The sequence below is a fragment of the Neorhizobium sp. CSC1952 genome, assembly GCF_030378245.1.
Lineage (GTDB): Bacteria > Pseudomonadota > Alphaproteobacteria > Rhizobiales > Rhizobiaceae > Neorhizobium > Neorhizobium oryzae_A.
Genome location: NZ_CP128416.1, coordinates 504,625 through 521,515 on the forward strand (window position 1 = coordinate 504,625; position 16,891 = coordinate 521,515).

At 65.3% G+C, this 16,891-nt stretch carries 20 protein-coding genes; 5 read left to right on the forward strand and 15 right to left on the reverse strand.

The window, feature by feature from the left end; genetic code table 11:
* The first annotated feature begins 52 nt into the window (after nt 1-52).
* Nucleotides 53-472 (forward strand): SufE family protein, encoded by a 420-nt coding sequence (locus tag QTA58_RS02655; protein WP_085422729.1) that lies wholly within the window; start codon nt 53-55, stop codon nt 470-472.
* A 3-nt stretch (nt 473-475) separates the two neighbouring features.
* Here the strand turns inward: QTA58_RS02655 and QTA58_RS02660 are convergent, their stop codons facing one another.
* From QTA58_RS02660 to QTA58_RS02710, 11 genes are all read right to left on the reverse strand, one after another.
* A complete protein-coding gene (locus QTA58_RS02660; RefSeq protein ID WP_085423412.1) occupies nt 476-754 on the reverse strand; it encodes a DUF4242 domain-containing protein in 279 nt (92 codons plus the stop codon).
* Nucleotides 755-1,042: 288 nt separating this feature from the next.
* Nucleotides 1,043-1,858 carry a DUF6456 domain-containing protein gene (locus QTA58_RS02665; protein WP_289671617.1) on the reverse strand — a complete coding sequence of 272 codons (816 nt, stop codon included), beginning with the start codon at nt 1,856-1,858 and terminating at the stop codon, nt 1,043-1,045.
* The gene (locus QTA58_RS02670) at nt 1,851-2,225 is read right to left on the reverse strand and encodes a helix-turn-helix domain-containing protein (protein WP_289671618.1); all 375 of its coding nucleotides are present in this window, start codon (nt 2,223-2,225) and stop codon (nt 1,851-1,853) included. The genes QTA58_RS02665 and QTA58_RS02670 overlap by 8 nt, the downstream gene beginning before the upstream one ends.
* A gap of 365 nt (nt 2,226-2,590) precedes the next feature.
* Nucleotides 2,591-3,022, reverse strand: coding sequence for a MucR family transcriptional regulator (locus tag QTA58_RS02675; protein WP_085422727.1), 432 nt, complete (start codon nt 3,020-3,022; stop codon nt 2,591-2,593).
* A 434-nt stretch (nt 3,023-3,456) separates the two neighbouring features.
* Nucleotides 3,457-3,792: a monovalent cation/H(+) antiporter subunit G gene (mnhG, locus tag QTA58_RS02680; RefSeq protein ID WP_289671619.1), complete on the reverse strand. Its 336-nt coding sequence runs from the start codon at nt 3,790-3,792 to the stop codon at nt 3,457-3,459.
* Nucleotides 3,789-4,196: a cation:proton antiporter gene (locus tag QTA58_RS02685; protein WP_085422725.1), complete on the reverse strand. Its 408-nt coding sequence runs from the start codon at nt 4,194-4,196 to the stop codon at nt 3,789-3,791. Before QTA58_RS02685 ends, mnhG begins: the two co-directional genes overlap by 4 nt.
* On the reverse strand, nt 4,193-4,666 hold the full coding sequence (locus QTA58_RS02690) for a Na+/H+ antiporter subunit E (protein WP_289671620.1): 474 nt from the start codon (nt 4,664-4,666) through the stop codon (nt 4,193-4,195). The genes QTA58_RS02685 and QTA58_RS02690 overlap by 4 nt, the downstream gene beginning before the upstream one ends.
* The gene (locus QTA58_RS02695; RefSeq protein WP_289671621.1) at nt 4,663-6,237 is read right to left on the reverse strand and encodes a Na+/H+ antiporter subunit D; all 1,575 of its coding nucleotides are present in this window, start codon (nt 6,235-6,237) and stop codon (nt 4,663-4,665) included. The genes QTA58_RS02690 and QTA58_RS02695 overlap by 4 nt, the downstream gene beginning before the upstream one ends.
* A 219-nt stretch (nt 6,238-6,456) precedes the next feature.
* The gene (locus tag QTA58_RS02700) at nt 6,457-6,834 is read right to left on the reverse strand and encodes a Na+/H+ antiporter subunit C (protein WP_289671622.1); all 378 of its coding nucleotides are present in this window, start codon (nt 6,832-6,834) and stop codon (nt 6,457-6,459) included.
* Nucleotides 6,834-7,274 (reverse strand): Na+/H+ antiporter subunit B, encoded by a 441-nt coding sequence (locus QTA58_RS02705; protein ID WP_085422721.1) that lies wholly within the window; start codon nt 7,272-7,274, stop codon nt 6,834-6,836. The genes QTA58_RS02700 and QTA58_RS02705 overlap by 1 nt, the downstream gene beginning before the upstream one ends.
* 289 nt (nt 7,275-7,563) lie before the next feature.
* The gene (locus tag QTA58_RS02710; protein ID WP_289671623.1) at nt 7,564-9,900 is read right to left on the reverse strand and encodes a putative monovalent cation/H+ antiporter subunit A; all 2,337 of its coding nucleotides are present in this window, start codon (nt 9,898-9,900) and stop codon (nt 7,564-7,566) included.
* A 170-nt stretch (nt 9,901-10,070) separates the two neighbouring features.
* On the opposite strand from QTA58_RS02710, the gene msrB reads away from it, so the two are divergent.
* Complete coding sequence (gene msrB, locus QTA58_RS02715) at nt 10,071-10,481, forward strand: peptide-methionine (R)-S-oxide reductase MsrB (RefSeq protein WP_289671624.1); 411 nt, start codon at nt 10,071-10,073, stop codon at nt 10,479-10,481.
* Between the two features lie 205 nt (nt 10,482-10,686).
* Here the strand turns inward: msrB and QTA58_RS02720 are convergent, their stop codons facing one another.
* Nucleotides 10,687-11,556, reverse strand: coding sequence for an aldose 1-epimerase family protein (locus QTA58_RS02720; RefSeq protein ID WP_289671625.1), 870 nt, complete (start codon nt 11,554-11,556; stop codon nt 10,687-10,689).
* Nucleotides 11,557-11,650: 94 nt separating this feature from the next.
* Complete coding sequence (locus tag QTA58_RS02725) at nt 11,651-12,058, reverse strand: cupin domain-containing protein (protein ID WP_085422718.1); 408 nt, start codon at nt 12,056-12,058, stop codon at nt 11,651-11,653.
* A gap of 396 nt (nt 12,059-12,454) precedes the next feature.
* Here QTA58_RS02725 and QTA58_RS02730 point away from each other — a divergent pair, with 396 nt between their 5' ends.
* On the forward strand, nt 12,455-13,081 hold the full coding sequence (locus QTA58_RS02730; protein WP_289671626.1) for a DUF1062 domain-containing protein: 627 nt from the start codon (nt 12,455-12,457) through the stop codon (nt 13,079-13,081).
* A 203-nt stretch (nt 13,082-13,284) separates the two neighbouring features.
* Here the strand turns inward: QTA58_RS02730 and QTA58_RS02735 are convergent, their stop codons facing one another.
* Nucleotides 13,285-13,788, reverse strand: coding sequence for a GNAT family N-acetyltransferase (locus QTA58_RS02735; protein ID WP_289671627.1), 504 nt, complete (start codon nt 13,786-13,788; stop codon nt 13,285-13,287).
* Nucleotides 13,789-13,875: 87 nt separating this feature from the next.
* Entirely contained in the window at nt 13,876-14,541 is a 666-nt protein-coding gene (locus QTA58_RS02740; protein ID WP_289671628.1) for a hemolysin III family protein, read from the reverse strand.
* Nucleotides 14,542-14,765: 224 nt separating this feature from the next.
* Here QTA58_RS02740 and QTA58_RS02745 point away from each other — a divergent pair, with 224 nt between their 5' ends.
* Nucleotides 14,766-15,629, forward strand: a complete 864-nt coding sequence (locus tag QTA58_RS02745; RefSeq protein WP_289671629.1) for a VOC family protein — start codon at nt 14,766-14,768, stop codon at nt 15,627-15,629.
* 95 nt (nt 15,630-15,724) lie between these two features.
* On the forward strand, nt 15,725-16,885 hold the full coding sequence (locus tag QTA58_RS02750; protein WP_289671630.1) for an AI-2E family transporter: 1,161 nt from the start codon (nt 15,725-15,727) through the stop codon (nt 16,883-16,885).
* The last annotated feature ends 6 nt before the right edge of the window (nt 16,886-16,891 follow it).

Genomic DNA, 16,891 nt, shown 5'->3' on the forward strand with positions numbered 1-16,891 from the left:
ATTACAATGCCTATATGGAGCCCAGACAGACCGGAGCCAGACCGGAGCGCCCATGGCCAGCCTCGAGCAGATCATCGACGATTTCGCCTTCCTCGACGAGTGGGAGGACCGCTATCGCTATGTCATCGAGCTCGGCAAGGAACTGCCCGACCTTCCCGACGAGAAGAAGACTTCGGAGAACAAGGTGCAGGGCTGCGCCAGCCAGGTGTGGCTGGTGAGCCATATCGACGGCGGCGCCGACCCGGTGATGACCTTCGAGGGCGATTCGGACGCCCATATCGTGCGCGGCCTCGTCGCCATCGTGCTCGCCGTCTATTCCGGCAAGCGGGCTTCCGAGATAGCGGCGACCGACGCGATCGAGATCTTCGACCGCATCGGCCTCGTCGAGCACCTGTCCTCGCAACGCGCCAACGGGCTGCGCTCGATGGTCAAGCGGATCCGTGAGGAAGCACGGATGAAGCAGGCGGCGTGAGCCTTATTTTTCGGTTGCCGTCCACGGGCCTATGACCGCGGAAACCTCGGTAATGCTGCTGACGGGAAAGCCGCCGCGCTCCGCGTGGCGGCGGATGTCGTCGGCGCTCGGCGCTTCGTGGACGCAATAGAGCTTGTCCCCGGCGACATAGCTGGTGATCCACTTGTAAGGGACTCCGAGCCCCGCGACGGTATCGTTCGACTTTGCTGATATGGCGCAAAGATCGTCCCCGGTCAGCTTGTCCGCGCCCGGAACATCGCGCTCGATGATATAGGTCGGCATGGTCTCCTCCATCCTCTCTTGCAAGCAATGATTTGGCGCCCGAAGAGAACTTGGTGCCCCGAAACGGATGGTCAACCCGTCCGGCACCGATCTTTCTTCCGGAGGGCTTGCGCCCTCTTCTCCCAGCGGGGAGAAGTGCCGAGCAAAGCGAGGCGATGAGGGGGTGCACATGCGGCAGGCGCGGCATCGCTGTATTTTGGCTTCGCCCCCCTCATCCGGTCCTTCGGACCACCTTCTCCCCGCTGGAGAGAAGGGGCAGCGGGGTGCCGAGGCCGGCAGGGAGAGCGGTCACAGCGCCGGGCGGTAATCCTCGGCGCCCCAATGGTGGCTGCGGCGGCGGGGTGGCGATTGCGGCGGGGCGTAGTGGCGGGCGAGCGCCAGAAGTGCCACGCGCAGCATGAGCTTGGCCGACCGCGCCGGCCACTGGCGTTCCCGCTCCACCGTCTCCAACCCCTTCGAAAAGCAGCATACGTCCACCGCGACGCCGGAAAGCTCCGGCCCCATGGCATCCATGGCCCGCGAGAAACGATCCCGGGCGGCGATCGCGCTGTCTGCGATCTCGGCCTGTCCGCCGGCATGGCCTTTCGCGCGGCTGGACAACCTCGGTTCCCAGGAAGCGGTGACGCGCGGCTGCAGCTGCGCGCGGGTGAAATCGGCCAGCAGCCGCTCGCCCGCCTCGACCGCCTCCGCCGGCAGGAAGGCCCTGCCGTCGCGGTCCTTCAGCCGCGCGACCGCGCCGAGCGGCGATTCCTGCAAGTTGCGGCGGACCGGCTGGCGGACGCCCTCCACCTCGGCCGTCGCAGCGACCACCTCGCCATGCTGCTCGGAGAAAGCCTCCCCGCCCGCCACCAGCGCCCGGCGCAAGAAGGCGGAAGCCTCGGCGCTTGCGGCAATCCGTCCGCCGGAAAGATGTACAAGGCCCAGCGACCGGGCCTCGGCGATGACGGCCTGCGGATAGAGCCGCTCCTCCGCCCCCGCCAGCCTCGCCTCGCCGTCAGCCGCATGATGGATGGCGCAGTCGCCGCGGGCGAGCTGGCGGACCAGCCGCAGAAGCTGTTTCCTGAGCGACGGATCGGATTTCCTCCCGGTCACAGCTTCAATCATGCGCCGCCACCTCCGAAACGCCGAATACGGCGGTGACGATGCGCTCGACGGCCGCGACGAAATCGTCGAAGGCCGGATCGTCGCGGCGATCCTCCACCACATGGCAGGCATGGCCGACCGTGGTGCGGTCGCGCCCGAAGGCATCCCCGATGTCGCTCATCGAAATACGGAGCGCCACGTGGCAGACATACATGGCGATCTGCCGCACGTGGCAGACCTGGCGCCGGCGGTCGCGGCGCAGCATCACCCGGTCGCCGAAAAGCGGGATGAGTTCCGCCACCATCTGCCGGACGATGCGGCAGACGGTCCGAAGCGGCAGGCTTGCGGGAAGCCGCGACGGGCGGACGAACGCATCGGCCGCGATCATTGCGGCAACCGGCGGCGCGGAAGGTTCGAAATGTTCTCCAAAGGCATGACAACTCCTCAATGAATAGGAATTAATTCATACACCTTAGAGCAAGAGTGGGGATGCAAGAAACCGGGCGATTGCAACCTATCGCTGAAATCATTGATATTTTTAACAAGCGGCGGAAAGATAATGGGATTTTTTTCCTTTCATCATCCCCGCATCGCCGCCCCGGAAAACGGAAAAACCGGGCGCTGGGTGGCCCGGTTCTTGTCCGCATACGCATTTTTCAGTGAAAAACCCAACCGCCCGGCGCTTGCGCGGTCGGTCCTCATCGGCCGGGTTTCAAATCCTCCTCGCAGCCGTTCGGGGCCTGCGTCTCCCGATCAGGCCTTGCCGCGCTTGCGGCGCTGTCCGAGACCCATCTCCTTGGCGAGCCTGGAGCGGGCTTCCGCGTAAGCCGGCGCCACCATCGGATAATCCGCCGGCAGACCCCACTTCTCGCGATATTCCTCGGGCGTCATGTTGTAATGGGTCATGAGATGCCGTTTCAGCGACTTGAACTTCTGGCCGTCCTCCAGGCAGATCAGATAGTCGTCCTCGATCGATTTCTTGATCGGAACCGGCGGTTTCGGCTTTTCGACGGCCGCGGCGACCGGGGCCGGCGAAGAGGTGCTGCTCAGCGCCGTGTGCACGTCCGCGATCAGGTTGGAAAGATCGCCGACGGGAACCACGTGATTGCTCACATAGGCAGCCACGATATCCGCAGTCAGTTCCACCAGCAGATCCTGGCCCTTGCCCAATGCGATGTCTGTCATTTCCTGTCTCCTGTTCAAACAATGAGCAGGCCCGCGACCTCCGCGGCACCTGTCCGTTCGCAGAGTTTCCCGGAGAAAAACACCCTTGTTCCGCACCGTCTTGCGACCGAAGCCTACCCCTAAGCTTCATACGGAAGAAAAGCGGTTTCCACCGGACATTGCTTTCGATTGAACACGCCTCGCAATCGGCCTTGCATTCTTCTTCCGGACGGAAGAACTTGTCGAATTGGCGAGGGGGCGCTTAATCAAGAACAACATCTGAACTCTACTTGCAATGAAGTAGCACCGCTTCGCTGAATGTCAAAGTGTGAATTTTGATACATACCGGCCATTCTACCCGGTATAACGGACGGAAATCGATTTTACTGATGAATAAATGGGAGTTTTTTCAAGTTTGACAGGGTTATAACTCGTTTCCGACAGGTTATATTCGTTTATTCACGGCCCTTCATCTCATCGCGAACGGATTGTGTGCTCAGTGGATAACCCACTTTATGCGCCGCCATCGCGAGCAGATGGGCCGAAACCGGCGCCGTCAGCACGAAGAAGAAGAAACCGGCGAGCGCCCGCGCGAATGTCGGCAGATCGCCCGCATGCAGGCCGACCGCGAGCAGCAGGAGGCCGGAACCGACCGTGCCGGCCTTGGAGGCCGCATGCATGCGGGTATAGACGTCCGGCAGGCGGTTGAGGCCGATCGCCGCCACGAGCGCAAAGCCGGCGCCGGCCAATATCACCAGAGCGGTGACGAGAGCGATGAGCGTCTCCATCATTTTCTTGCCTTTCGCCGGACTGCCGGGCCCGTGCCGCCCGTCCGCCTGGCCGCCGGCTTGCGGCGCTTGACGGGGGCGGCCGCAAGCAGCGCCGCAGCCGGGTTTTCCCTTGGCGCCCCGCCGCCCGTGCCGCGCGACAGCACGAAGCGGGCGAAGGCGACGGTCGCGAGAAAGCCGACGAGGCCGAGCGAGATGGCGATGTCGATATAGAGGGTGAAGCCGGTGCGGATGGCGATGAGGGCGATGAAGCCGATGACGATGCCGGTGAGCATGTCGAGCGCCACCACCCGGTCGGGAAGCGTCGGGCCCCTGACGACCCGCCAGACCGTCAGCAGGAAGGCTGCGGCGAGCACCGCGAAAGCCAGCCAGACGGCGTAGGAGAGGATCGCGTCGGCGGCCGTCATCGGAAGGCCTCCATGATCTTCCTTTCGAAGCCGTTTGCTATATCCCGCTTCGTCGCCTCGATGTCGGAGCAGTCGATCGCGTGCACGAAAAGCGTCTTGCGGTCCTCGGAGACATCCACCGACAGCGTGCCCGGCGTGAGCGTGATGAGATTGGCGAGCAGCGTGATCTCGAAATCCCGGTCGACCGTCAGCGGAAAGGCGAAGATGCCGGGCTTCAGGTCCATGCGCGGGCGCATGACCAGCACCGCCACCTTCCAGGCCGACAGCGCCAGTTCCTTGAGGAACAGGGCGAGCAGCGAGAGGATGCGGCCGAGCCGCCGCCAGTAGCCGCGGGTGCCCACCTCGCCGCGGACGATCCACAGCGAAAGCGTCGACAGCGCGAAGCCGAGGATCAGGTTGTGCAGCGTCGCGCTGCCGGTAATGGCGACCCAGACGAAGGCGAAGACCAGCGACAGGAGAAAGGTAGTCATCGGACGGCACCCCGTTCCATCGTTGCCCCGGGGAAGACGGATTCCACATAAGCCGCCGGATCGGCAAGGCCGCTCGCCGCGCCGTAGGCGAGATCGAGCAGAGGCTCGGGCAACAGGCCGAAGAGGACGACCAGAGCCGTCAGGCCGCCGAGCGGCAGGGTGATCCGCCAGTCGCCGGCCACGGTTCCGGCGGCGGGTTCGGGCCTCGGCCGCCAGTAGGCGAGCAGGAAGACGCGGGCGAGCGCCAGCGTGATCAGGAAGGCGGAGACGAGGATGGCGGCGGCCAGCCACCAGGCGCCGATATCGAGCGAGGCCTTCAGGAGCGCCACCTTGGGCCAGAGGCCGGAGAGCGGCGGCAGGCCGGCGGCGGCGATGAAGAGCAGGAAGGAGACGCCCGAAAACCAGGGCGCCTGCCGCCAGAGGCCGCCGAGGCTCGAGAGTGACCAGGCGCCGCCGAGCCGGGCCGCCTCCCCCGCAAGGAGATAGAGGGCGGTCATCGCCACCACGGAATGCAGCGCATAGAGGATAGCGCCGCTGACGGCCGCCGGCGTGCCGATCGCAACGCCCGCCATCATGTTGCCGATGCCGGCGATGACGACGTAGCCGACGAGCCGCCGGACATCGCTCTGGGCGAGCGCGCCGAGCCCGCCGACGATCATGGTCAGCGCCGCCGCCACCGCGACCGTCAGGCTCAGCGCCTCGCGCTCGACCGGGAAGAGCATGATCGTGACCCTGACGAGCGCATAGATGCCGATCTTGGTCAGCAGGCCGCCGAACAGCGCCGACACGACCACGCGCGGCGTATGGTAGGAGGCCGACAGCCAGAAATTCACCGGAAAGGCGGCCGCCTTCATGGCGAAGGCCAGGATGAAGAGCGCCGTCAGCGTGGTGAGCGGGGCGGTGCCGCGCAGGCTCGCGGCCTTTCTCGCGATATCGGCCATGTTGAGCGTGCCGAAGATCGCATAGAGATAGCCGACCGCGATGAGGAAGAGCGTCGTGCCGATCAGGTTGAGGATCGCGTATTTCAGCGCGCCGTCGATCTGCTCCGGCTCGGAACCGAGGATCAGGAGGCCGAAGGAGGAGATCAGCAGCACCTCGAACCAGACATAGAGATTGAAGATGTCGCCGGTGAGAAACGCGCCGGAAACGCCGGCCATCAGCAGCATGAGAAAGGGAAAGAAGCCGTAGCGGCGGCCGCCCGCATCGATGTCGCGGAGCGCGAAGATGCCAGCCGCGAGCGCCACCACCGCCGCGGCGAGCGCCATGACCGCGCCGAAGAGATCGGCGGTGAACGCGATGCCGAAAGGCGGCAGCCAGCGCCCCATCACCATGGTCACGGGGCCATGGGCCGAGACGCGCCAGAGGAGTGCCGCATCGAGAAGCACGAGCAGGACAAGGCCGGCGATCGCGATCGCGCCGTGCAGGCGGACGGATTTGCGCACCATCATCAGGACCGCCCCGAACCCGATCATCAGCGCGACGGGGGCCACCACCAGCCAGTCGGCAAGCGCCGTCGGCGCGAGGACGAGGGCCGCGGAGAGGTCGATGGGCGAAATTGCCGGACCTGCCATCACTTACCCCCCTCTGCCCTGCCGGGCATCTCCCCCACAAGGGGGGAGATCGGCAAGACGCATCGGCTTCCCCCATCGATAACGATGTCGGGCGCAATTTCGGCAATCACGAACCTCCGTCGAGGACGAGGCCTTGCTGCCATCCGATCTCCCCCCTTGTGGGGGAGATGCCCGGCAGGGCAGAGGGGGGTGTCAGGCAGAACGTTCATGCTCATCCCCTCAATACCCCATGGGCGGGAGCTGTTCGTCCCGCGGTTCGGCAAGGCGCATCTCGTCGGTGTCGTCGGTGCCGAGTTCCTGGTAGGCCCGGTAGGTCAGCACCAGAAGAAATGCGAAGAACGAAAACGAGATGACGATCGCCGTCAGGATGAGGGCCTGCGGCAGCGGATTGGCGGCACCTGCGGGGAGCGCGTCCATGCCCGCCGGGATGATCGGCGGCACTTCGCGCGTCAGCCGGCCGGCCGTGAAGAGCGTGAGATTCACGGCGTTGCCGAGCAGCACGATGCCGAGAAGGATGCGCACCGTATGCTTCGAGAGCATGAGGTAGACGGCAGCGGCGAAGAAGAGGCCGATCAGGACGGCGAAAAGCGGCTCCATCAATCCTCCTCTCCACCGAGTTCGGGACCCGGCTCCTGTTCGAGCGCGAGCGCGATCGAGATGATCGCGCCGACCACGACCAGATAGACGCCGAGATCGAAGGACATGACGGTCGAAAGCGGCACCTCGACGTCGAAGATCACGGGATAGACCCAGAGCCCCGTCATGAAGGGCACGCCGAAGAAAATCGAGAGGAAGCCGGAGAGGGTCGCGAGCAGCAGCCCGGCGCCGGCGATCGCCATCGGGTGGAAGCGGATCGCGCGGCGCACGGCGCCGACCCCGAAGGCGATGCCGTAGATCGCCAGCGCGGACACCGCGATCAGCCCGCCGATGAAACCGCCGCCCGGCTCGTTATGGCCGCGCAGGAGCACGAAGACCGAAAAGAGCAGCATCAGGGCCGTCAAGGCGGGCGCGACCGTGCGCAGGATGAGGGTGCTCATGGGCGGACACCTTCCGTCACACGCGGGACCGGCGCGGTTGGGGGAGATTTGGAGTGCGCGTCATTTGCAGTCGAGCAAGGCCGCCCCCCTCTGGCCTGCCGGCCATCTCCCCCACAGGTGGGGAGATCACAAGCGGCATGCTCTTCCCGCCAAACTAACCCTGCATGGAATAGCGACGGTCGTTGTTTGGCGAAACCGGTGCGCCCAGCCAATCTCCCCACCTGTGGGGGAGATGGCCGGCAGGCCAGAGGGGGGCGGGCTTGCTCTGCGGCAAATGGGGCGCAGCTCATCATTTCACGTCCCCCTTCCGCCCCGCCCGCACCCGGATCAGCGCCAGGACCGCAAGCCCCGTGATCATCACCACGGCGATCTCGCCCAATGTATCCGTGCCGCGGAAATCGACGATGACGACGTTCACCACGTTGGCGCCGTGGGCGACGACCTTGGAATAGGCGTTGAAGAAATCCGTCAGCAGGGTGTCGAACGGCGCTTCGACCGACTTCAGAAGCAGGAGCGTGAAGCCGATGCCGCAGGCGGCCGCGATCGTCGCATCGACGAACAACTGGCCGGCCGGCCGGTGATCCGCGGGCGAAAGCCTGAGCCGCGTCATGACCAGCGCCAGGATGACGACCGACAGCGTCTCGACCATGAACTGCGTGAAGGAAAGGTCCGGCGCGCCGAAAAGCAAGAAGAGCACCGCCACGGCAAAGCCCTGGATGCCGAGCGAGACGATCGCCGTCAGCCGGTCGCGGGCGCGCAGCACGGCGACGATGCCGATCAGGGCGATCAGGAAGAAGGCGGCTTCCTGCACCAGAATGCCGTCCGGCCAGGCGGGCATGCCCGGCAGCTCCCCGAAGACGACCGGCGGAACGAGGAGCGTCAGCGCCAGGAGGACGAAGGTGACGGTGATGTAGAGCTCCAGCCGCCCCGGCTGGATGAAGCGGGTGACCGCCACGGAGAACCGCACCAGGTCCGAGACGAAATGGTCGAAGCCGCGGTCCGGGCCGGGACCCAGATTTTCCAGCATGCGGGCCATCAGCGCACGGGCGTCGCCAAGCCGCCAATAGACGAGCGCGCCGAGCAGGACGGTAATCGCCGAGAGCAGAAGCGGCATTCCGAGATGCGGCACCGTGGTGATGTCGATCGTCACGGCATCGTCCATGACGGCGCTCGCCATGGGCGAGGAAACATACCGATGGGCGATGCCGGAGAAGAGCGCGCCCAGCAGGCCGAGCGCGGCCAGCACGGCCGGCCCGAGCCACAAGCTCGGCGGTCCCTCATGGGCGTGTTTCGGCGTCTCGACAGGGGCGCCGAGGAAGGGCTTCAGCGCCACGGCGAAGGCCACCGCAAACATCAGGGCGTTGCCGATCAGCGCCAGGATCGTGAAGAAGACCGCGCGCGGATTGGCGGCCCAGAGTGCGGCATAGATCTCCTCCTTGGCGAGGAAACCGAAGAAGAGCGGCAGGCCGCCCATCGAAAGCGCGGCGAGCAGGGCCGCGCCGAACGTGACCGGCATGGCGGCGCGCAAGCCTCCGAGCCGGGTCACGTCGCGGGTGCCCGCCTCGTGGTCCACCGTGCCGGCGACCATGAAGAGCGCGCCCTTGAAAAGCGAATGGGCGACGAGATAAAGCACCGCCGCCTCCACCGCATGGGCGGAGCCGAAGCCGGTCAGCATGACGAGAAGCCCGAGCGAGGCCATGGTCGTGTAGGCCAGCATCAGCTTCAGGTCCGTCTGGCGGACGGCGAGCAGCGTGCCCGATATCAGCGTGATGCCGCCGAAGAAGGGAAGCAGGATCTCCCAGGCGGGCGTCGCTCCCATGACGGGGTTCAGCCGCATCAGGAGATAGACGCCGGCCTTCACCATGGTCGCGGAATGCAGGTAGGCGGAGACGGGCGTCGGCGCCTCCATGGCGTTCGGCAGCCAGAAATGGAAGGGAAACTGCGCGGACTTGGTGAAGGTCCCGCCGAGCACGAGCAGCAATGCCGCGAGATAGAAGGGGCTCTCGCGCAGGCCGCCGTCCAGATGCACGAGGAGCGAAAGCTGGGTGACGCCGGTGATGTTCCACAGGAAGACGAGACCGGCGAGAAGGCTCAGGCCTCCCGCGCCCGTCACCACCAGAGCCTGAAGCGCGGCGCGTCTCGCCGCCTCCCGTTCATGATCGAAGCCGATCAGCAGGAAGGAGGTGAGCGAGGTGAGCTCCCAATAGACGAAGAGCATCAGGAAACTGTCGGAGACGACGAGACCGAGCATCGCCCCCATGAAGAGCAGGATGAAGGCGAGAAACCTGCCCTGGTCCGGATGGCCTTTCATATAGCCGCCGGAATAGACGACGATCAGCGTGCCGATGCCGGTGATCAGAAGCGCGAAGGTCAGCGACAGGCCGTCGAGGAACCAGGAGAAGGAGAGGTTGAAGCTCGGCGCCCAGGCATAACCGCCGGTCGCCGCCTCGCCCGCCGCGATCTCGGGAAGGAAGCCGCAGAAATGCAGGAAGGCGGCGAATGGCGCGAGCGCCAGCAGCCAGGCGGCATTGTGTTTGAGCCGGCGGGTCAGGAAAGGCGCAAGGACGGCACCGAGAAAGGGCAGGAAGAGCGCGATGAACGTCAATGCCGGCGCATCGGCAGCCATGTCGCCTCCCGCTTCAGATTTGCCTGCTCCGCCCGACCGTTCGGAGGGAATTGGTTTTCTATGGGAAAGATTTCCCCGCCTCAAGCAAAACCGGGAAAAACACACAGAAACGCGCCTTTTCCTTCCGCGGCGGCGCGCCTATCTAAGGGAAAACGAAAGGAAGCTTCACGATGTCCGATGTCACCGCCCCGAAAATACGCAAGAGCGATGTGGAATGGCGCGAGCAGCTTTCGCCGGAGCAATACCGGATCCTGCGCCAGGCCGGCACCGAACGCGCCTTCACCGGCCCCTTCTGGAACAGCAAGGAAAAGGGCCTCTACCGCTGCGCCGGCTGCGGCGAGGAGCTCTTCATCTCCGACACCAAATTCGATTCCGGCTGCGGCTGGCCGAGCTATTTCGAACCGGCGAAGCCCGGCGCGGTGAGCGAACACCGCGATACCTCGCACGGCATGATCCGCACGGAAGTGCGTTGCGCCAATTGCGGCGGCCATCTCGGCCACGTCTTCCCCGACGGCCCGCCGCCGACGGGCCTGCGCTACTGCATCAACGGCCATGCGATGACGTTCGAGCCGCTGGGGTAAAAGAGGCGCATGCGGGAAGACAGTGCGCCCAGCCGATCCCCCCCTTGAGGGGGAGATGCCCGGCAGGGCAGAGGGGGGGTGCCGCTTTTGGCACCTCACCGGCCTCTGCTTTGCCGCACCGGCATTACCCCCTCTGTCACCTTCGGTGACATCTCCCCCACAAGGGGGAGATCATCTGGCGTTCGCCGCGCCCTTGCAAAACCGCTCAGCCGCCCACCTCCACCGTAAACGCAAACCGCGCCGTCTCTCCCGGCGGCAGCGTCACGCCGTAGGGGCGGTTCGCCAGGTCGTCGGAGCCGCCGAGTTCGGCCGCCGTGCCGTGCCAGGGCTCGATGCAGATGAAGGGCGCGCCGGGCTTTTGCCAGAGCGCCAGGTTCGGCAGGTTCTCGAAGGAGAATTTCAGCGCCGGCCCGCCGTCCGCGGCGTAGGTGAGGCCCTCCCCCGCCCCTTCGGGAAAGATCATGGCATCCGCCTCGAACATCGCGCGGTCGAGCGTCAAACGGCCCGATTTGAAGGGCGACGGCAGCTTTTCCCGTTTCACCAGTCCGCTTTCGAGACGGACGAGCGCCGGTTCCGCCCCGTTGTCGAGGGTCACGGTGTGGGGGCGGCCCGCCGCCCCCGGCAGCGGCCAGACGAAAGCGGGATGGAAGCCGAGGCCGAAGGGCATCGGCCGCGTGTCGCGGTTTTCGACCTCCGCCGAAACCGTCAGCCTGCGGCCCTCAAGCGCGTGCTCCACCGCCAGCAGGAATTCGAAGGGATAGACCGCCCGCGTCGCATCCGAGGCGGCAAGCTCGTAGCGGCACAGGGTTCCCGTCGAGACGGCGAGCGAAAACTCTGTCCTCCGGGCAAAGCCGTGCTGGGCCATCTCGTAGGATTTGCCCTCGATGGTGATGCGGTTTTCCGGCGCCTTGCCGACCATCGGAAAGAGGACCGGCGAGCGGCCGGTCCAGAAGGCGGCGTCGCCGTTCCAGAGGAAGGAGCGCCCATCGGCGGTCGTGAGCGCCTGCATTTCCGCGCCGAGCGGGGAGACCTCGACGGTCAGATGCTGGTTTGCGATGCGGGTCACGGCGGGCATGGATCGCTCCTCGTCCTTGGTTTCGGAATCATGGCCTATCTTGGCCTGCCGGGCGTTTCCGTTCAATGACGCGGGACCTGCCCGCCGGCATCGCTCAATCCTCGGCGGTTCCGGCAGAATATTGCAGGTCGGTGACCGGCCCGAACCACTCCGCCGTGCTGCCGTTCAGTGCTTCCTGGATGGCGATATGGGTCATGGCGGTGGTGGCCGAAGCGCCGTGCCAGTGCTTTTCCCCCGGCGGGAACCAGACGACGTCGCCGGGGCGGATCGCCCGGATCGGCTCGCCCCAGACCTGCGCGAGGCCGGAACCGGCCGTGACGATCAGCGTCTGGCCGAGCGGATGGGTGTGCCAGTCGGTGCGGGCGCCGGGCTCGAAGGTGACGGCTAGCGCCCGCACGCGCGCCGGTTCCGGCGCCTCGACGATCGGGTCGAGCCGGACGGTGCCGGTAAAATACTGCTCCGGCCTGGCGGACGGCCGGGAACCGCTGCGTTTGATATCCATGGTCCTGTCCTCGCTGTTCGGGTGGTCGTCCCTTAATATAGGCGGGCGCGCCGGAGGGCGATGCCCGGCGGGTTGATTTCCCGATGCGATTTGATATCCATTGCAACCGAAGAGCGTCGGCTTTTGAGGTCCACTTTGCCTAAGTAATCCCCGGTCTCGACAGGTTCACCCCCGCACGGGCAGGCCGAACAGCCGCGCCTTGCGGAAACTTGTTCATCGGGGTGGCGGCTTGAGACCGGTTTGGCATTGTTCTGCCGAGGCTGCTCTTTCAAGTCGCCCCGAGACATCCGACGCCCGCTTTCTTCAAGTCCGGACCTTCGCCACGCCGCGCCCCGCCAAGGGCTTCTTCAAGTGCCGTTTCCCGCATGAACTTCCCGACCGGAAGATCAAAACGGCATGTGCGATATCCTACGCGTCGAATGGACTGTAATACCCAAATTTCCACCCCAGGCGATCCTTTCCTGCGCCGGCTGCGGCAGCCAGAGGGCGTTCCGCTCCAGCGGGCGCATCCGCCTCAATGCCAGCGGCAAACGGCTGGACGCCTGGCTCATCTACAAATGCATCGTGTGCGACGGCACCTGGAACCGGCCGGTCTTCGAGCGGCAGAGCGTCCGCTCGCTCAATCCCGCCGTGCTGGAGGCCATGCAGGCAAGCACGCCCGAGGCCGTGGCCCGCCTCGAATTCGATGCCGAAGCGCTGCGGGCGAAGGCGGGCCGCATAGCCGAAAGCGAGGAGTTCGAGGTGCGCAAGCGGGTGCTTTGCGCCGCCGGGGACTGGAAGCGGATCGGCATCGCGCTCGCCCTGCCCTTCCCCGCCGGTCCGCGGCTCGACCGGCTGCTGGCGGCGGAGCTCGGGCTTTCCCGCAGCCGGCTGCAGAGGCTCTTCGAAACGGGCGGGATCACCGTGGAGCCGGACCGGAAGGAGGCGCTGAAACGCGGCATCCGCGACAATACGGTAATCACGCTCGACCTCGAAGACGAGGCCGAGAGGATGGCGGCGGGGAGGATGGCGATGGGCGGGTGAGGCTTTTCCGCAGATCGGGTGTGGGGGCTTGCTATAGGCAAATCCGCTTGCTCCCTCTTCTCCCCAGCGGGGAGAAGTGCCGAGCAAAGCGAGGCGATGAGGGGGTGCACACGCGGCAAAGGCATCGCCGGAGTTTGGCTGCGCCCCCTCATCCGGCTGCCGCCACCTTCTCCCCGCTGGGGAGAAGGGGATGCCCTCGCCGCTCAGCCCGAGACCTTGAGCTCCATGCAGGTCAAGTCGAGCCAGCGGCCGAACTTGGTGCCGACCTCGGAGAATTTTCCGGCAAAACGGAAGCCGAGCTTCTCGTGCAGGTGGATGGAGGCGGCGTTTTCGGATTCGATCGCGGCGATCATCACATGCACACCGTTCGAAGCGGCCCGGGCGATCAGCTCCTGCATCATCAGACGGCCGAGGCCGCCGCCGCGGAACTCGCGATGGACGTAGACCGAATGCTCCACCGTATGGCGGTAGCCGTCGAAGGCGCGCCAATCGCCATAGGAGGCGTAGCCGGCCACGCCGCCGCCGACCTCGGCCACGAGAACCGGGAAGCCGCGGGCCCTGCGGGCCGAAAACCAGTCTCTCCGGTTGTCGAGATCGACCAGGACCTCGTTCCAGATCGCCGTCGTGTTGGCGACCGCGTCGTTATAGATCTCCATGATCGCCGGGAGATCGGCTTCGGTCGCGTCGCGCACCAGGGGCTCGCTCATTGCATTCGTCCATTATGATATACGTTTGTCCACTTTAGCAGACGGAAAGCCGGCGTGAAAGCCCGGGCGGCATTGCTTCCCCAGCGATCAGAGACTGCCCGAGAGGCTGAAACAGGTCATGACAGCACCGTAATGCACGGCGGCCGCGGCCACCACGAAACCATGCCAGATGGCGTTCTGGAAGCGCAGCTTTTCCCAGACATGGAAGACGACGCCGAGCGAATAGATGAGCCCGCCGATGAGGATGAGCCAGACCGTGACCGGCGGCAGATATTGCGAGACGGGACCCATGACCATGACGCCGCTCCAGCCCATGGCCAGATAGAGCAGGATCGCCAGCTTGTCGTAACGGCCGGGAAAGGCGCATTTCAGCGCGATCCCGACGAGGGCCGTCGTCCAGATCGCCATCAGCATGGCGAAAATCCACGGGTCCCCGGCGCCCCGCTGCAGGAAGGGCGTATAGGTCGCGGCGATCAGGATGAAGATCGCCGAGTGGTCGAGCCTTCTCAAGATCCACTTGGTGCGGGAATTCGGCCAGATATTGTAGGTGAACGAGATCGACAGGCAGAGCACCAGGCCAAGCCCGTAAATCCAGGCGGCGGCGATCTCCCCGTGACTCGCCCAGGCGGTGGCATAGAAGATCAGCGCGGTGGCGCCGACGAGCGCGAAGACGATACCGATACCGTTGACGATGCCATCGACGACGATCTCGTGAAAATCGTAATTGCGGCCGAAATTGAAAAGCTCGCTCATCCACCCTCTTTCACCTGCGCATCCAGAATGCGTTCGGCGGAAGCGGAAGGCAAGAGTGCCCGGATTCAAATTCGGTTTCCGGATTTAACCTTCCCGCGAAACCTCTTCCGTTTCCAATTTGGAGACGATCAATCGCCATTTTGTGCTCTATCGTGAACGATGGGAAGCGACCATATAGGTCTGGAAGCGGCGCTTCGAAGCGCCCGTCCAACGAGGATTTCACCATGTCCTATAGTGCCCAACCCTTTGCGCTGACCCGGCCGGCCCATGTGCGCGGCGCCCATCTCGTCGTCGGCGATCTCGGCCTCGTTTCCGATTTCTACCGGAAGATCATCGGCCTCAAGGTTCTCGAAAAGAACGCGAGCGGCGAAGTGCTGGGCGTCGAAGGCCAGCCTCTCCTGACGCTGACGACCGGCAACAACGTCGCCCGGGCGCCGCGCAATGCCGCCGGGCTGTTCCATACCGCCTTCCTGGTACCCGACCGGCGGGAGCTCGCCCGCTGGCTGGCGCATGCCGCGGAAAACGATGTCCGGCTCGACGGCGCGTCCGACCATCTCGTCAGCGAGGCGCTCTACCTTTCCGACCCGGAAGGCAACGGCATCGAGATCTATCGCGACCGCAAGCCCGAGGAATGGACCTATCATCCGGACGGCACCGTCGCCATGGCGACCGAAAGGCTGAACCTGCAGGCGCTTTACGACAGCGCGCCGAAAGAGAGCTGGAACGGCATGGCGGACGGCACGGCCATCGGCCATATCCACCTCCAGGTGGGCGACGTCCCGCAGGCCGACGCCTTCTACCGCGACGTGCTCGGGCTGAAGGTCATGGCCCGCTATCCGGGCGCGAGCTTCTTCGCGACCGGCGGCTACCACCACCATATCGCCGCCAATATCTGGAACAGCCGCGGCGCCGGGACCCGCGAAGAGAACATGACCGGGCTTTCGGACTATACCCTGCGCTTCAACGACAAGGCAGCGCTCGACAAGGCGCTCGCCGCCCTCGAGGCGCAGGAGATCGCCGCCACGAAGACCGCCGAGGGATTTTCGCTGAAGGACCCCTGGGGCATCGGCCTGACGCTCGCCGCTTGATCTCAACCATCGTCCCCCGCAAGAGCGGCGCTCCGGAACCGGAACGCCGCTCTTCGCGTTCTAATGCTCGTAGCGGGGGACTTGCGGGGACAACCATGGCCATCATCAGCGCGCGCGGCATCGGCAGACCGAAGAAACATCCAGTCGAGATCGCGGGAGCGGCGCGCAAGGATGCGGCGCTCAACGCCGAGGACCTCGACCTCAGCGAACATCACCCGCTCGGCCGCGAGGCGCTGGACGTCGCCATGGCCTGGGCGGTGATCGGCATTTTCGCGATCGCCTTCTTCGCCATCCTCCATTACATGTCGCTGATCCTGATCCCGGTGACGCTGGCCGTCGTGGTCGGGCTGATCCTCGGCCTGGTGGCAGACAGGCTCGGCCAGGCGGGCGTGCCGCGCTTCGGCATCGCGCTTGTCCTTTCGACGCTGGTCTTCGCCGTCCTCTTCCTGCTCATCAACTCCCTCGCCCAGCCGGTCGCGACGCTGGTGCGCGAGGGGCCGAGCTTCATCGAGCGGACGGTCAGCCGTATCGTGCCCTTCCTCGAAAGCCAGCAATGGCTGCACATCTCGCCCGCCACATTCGAGACCGGGCCGATGTCGATGCAGTCGCTGATCGAAAATTCCAGCAACATCCTCGGCGTCGTCACGGCCAACCTGACGCCGGCGATCGTCCAGGGCCTGATCTTCTTCGCGGCGCTGCTGCTCTTCCTCTACGGGCGGCTGAGGCTCCGGCGCACCATCATCCTCGCCTTCCCGACGCGGCGGCAGCGGCTCGTGGCGATCCGGGTGCTCAACGCGATAGACCAGGTGCTCGGCTACTATTTCGCCACCGCAAGCGTGCTCTATCTGGGGCTCGGCGTCAGCATGACGCTGATCGCCTATTTCGGCGGGCTGGCCATGCCGGTGCTCTGGGGCCTGTTCGCCTTTCTCTCGAGCTTCATCCCCTTCCTCGGCATCACGCTGATGACGATCTCGGTGGCGATCGCCGGCATCCTGACCCACGACGCGCTGATCATCGGGCTCATTCCGGCGGTGATCTTCTTCGGCCTGCATCTCGTGATGGAGAACCTGATCTTCCCGGCGATCATGGGACGGCAATGGGAGATCAACCCGTTCATCGTCTTCCTGGCCATCCTGTTCTGGACATGGATGTGGGGCGCGGTCGGCGCCATGCTGGCGCTGCCGCTCTCGCTCATCATGATGACCGTGCTTGCCGAACTCTTCCCCGAGAAGGCGACGCCGCACCTGCCGGGCTGAGACGCA

What these genes read in the sequence shown, in the direction of transcription:
- QTA58_RS02655 (WP_085422729.1), top strand. Translation starts at nt 53, where the DNA reads ATGGCCAGCCTCGAGCAGATCATCGACGATTTCGCCTTCCTCGACGAG.
- QTA58_RS02660 (WP_085423412.1), bottom strand. Translation starts at nt 754, where the DNA reads ATGCCGACCTATATCATCGAGCGCGATGTTCCGGGCGCGGACAAGCTG.
- QTA58_RS02665 (WP_289671617.1), bottom strand. Translation starts at nt 1,858, where the DNA reads ATGATTGAAGCTGTGACCGGGAGGAAATCCGATCCGTCGCTCAGGAAA.
- QTA58_RS02670 (WP_289671618.1), bottom strand. Translation starts at nt 2,225, where the DNA reads ATGATCGCGGCCGATGCGTTCGTCCGCCCGTCGCGGCTTCCCGCAAGC.
- QTA58_RS02675 (WP_085422727.1), bottom strand. Translation starts at nt 3,022, where the DNA reads ATGACAGACATCGCATTGGGCAAGGGCCAGGATCTGCTGGTGGAACTG.
- mnhG (WP_289671619.1), bottom strand. Translation starts at nt 3,792, where the DNA reads ATGATGGAGACGCTCATCGCTCTCGTCACCGCTCTGGTGATATTGGCC.
- QTA58_RS02685 (WP_085422725.1), bottom strand. Translation starts at nt 4,196, where the DNA reads ATGACGGCCGCCGACGCGATCCTCTCCTACGCCGTCTGGCTGGCTTTC.
- QTA58_RS02690 (WP_289671620.1), bottom strand. Translation starts at nt 4,666, where the DNA reads ATGACTACCTTTCTCCTGTCGCTGGTCTTCGCCTTCGTCTGGGTCGCC.
- QTA58_RS02695 (WP_289671621.1), bottom strand. Translation starts at nt 6,237, where the DNA reads ATGGCAGGTCCGGCAATTTCGCCCATCGACCTCTCCGCGGCCCTCGTC.
- QTA58_RS02700 (WP_289671622.1), bottom strand. Translation starts at nt 6,834, where the DNA reads ATGGAGCCGCTTTTCGCCGTCCTGATCGGCCTCTTCTTCGCCGCTGCC.
- QTA58_RS02705 (WP_085422721.1), bottom strand. Translation starts at nt 7,274, where the DNA reads ATGAGCACCCTCATCCTGCGCACGGTCGCGCCCGCCTTGACGGCCCTG.
- QTA58_RS02710 (WP_289671623.1), bottom strand. Translation starts at nt 9,900, where the DNA reads ATGGCTGCCGATGCGCCGGCATTGACGTTCATCGCGCTCTTCCTGCCC.
- msrB (WP_289671624.1), top strand. Translation starts at nt 10,071, where the DNA reads ATGTCCGATGTCACCGCCCCGAAAATACGCAAGAGCGATGTGGAATGG.
- QTA58_RS02720 (WP_289671625.1), bottom strand. Translation starts at nt 11,556, where the DNA reads ATGCCCGCCGTGACCCGCATCGCAAACCAGCATCTGACCGTCGAGGTC.
- QTA58_RS02725 (WP_085422718.1), bottom strand. Translation starts at nt 12,058, where the DNA reads ATGGATATCAAACGCAGCGGTTCCCGGCCGTCCGCCAGGCCGGAGCAG.
- QTA58_RS02730 (WP_289671626.1), top strand. Translation starts at nt 12,455, where the DNA reads ATGTGCGATATCCTACGCGTCGAATGGACTGTAATACCCAAATTTCCA.
- QTA58_RS02735 (WP_289671627.1), bottom strand. Translation starts at nt 13,788, where the DNA reads ATGAGCGAGCCCCTGGTGCGCGACGCGACCGAAGCCGATCTCCCGGCG.
- QTA58_RS02740 (WP_289671628.1), bottom strand. Translation starts at nt 14,541, where the DNA reads ATGAGCGAGCTTTTCAATTTCGGCCGCAATTACGATTTTCACGAGATC.
- QTA58_RS02745 (WP_289671629.1), top strand. Translation starts at nt 14,766, where the DNA reads ATGTCCTATAGTGCCCAACCCTTTGCGCTGACCCGGCCGGCCCATGTG.
- QTA58_RS02750 (WP_289671630.1), top strand. Translation starts at nt 15,725, where the DNA reads ATGGCCATCATCAGCGCGCGCGGCATCGGCAGACCGAAGAAACATCCA.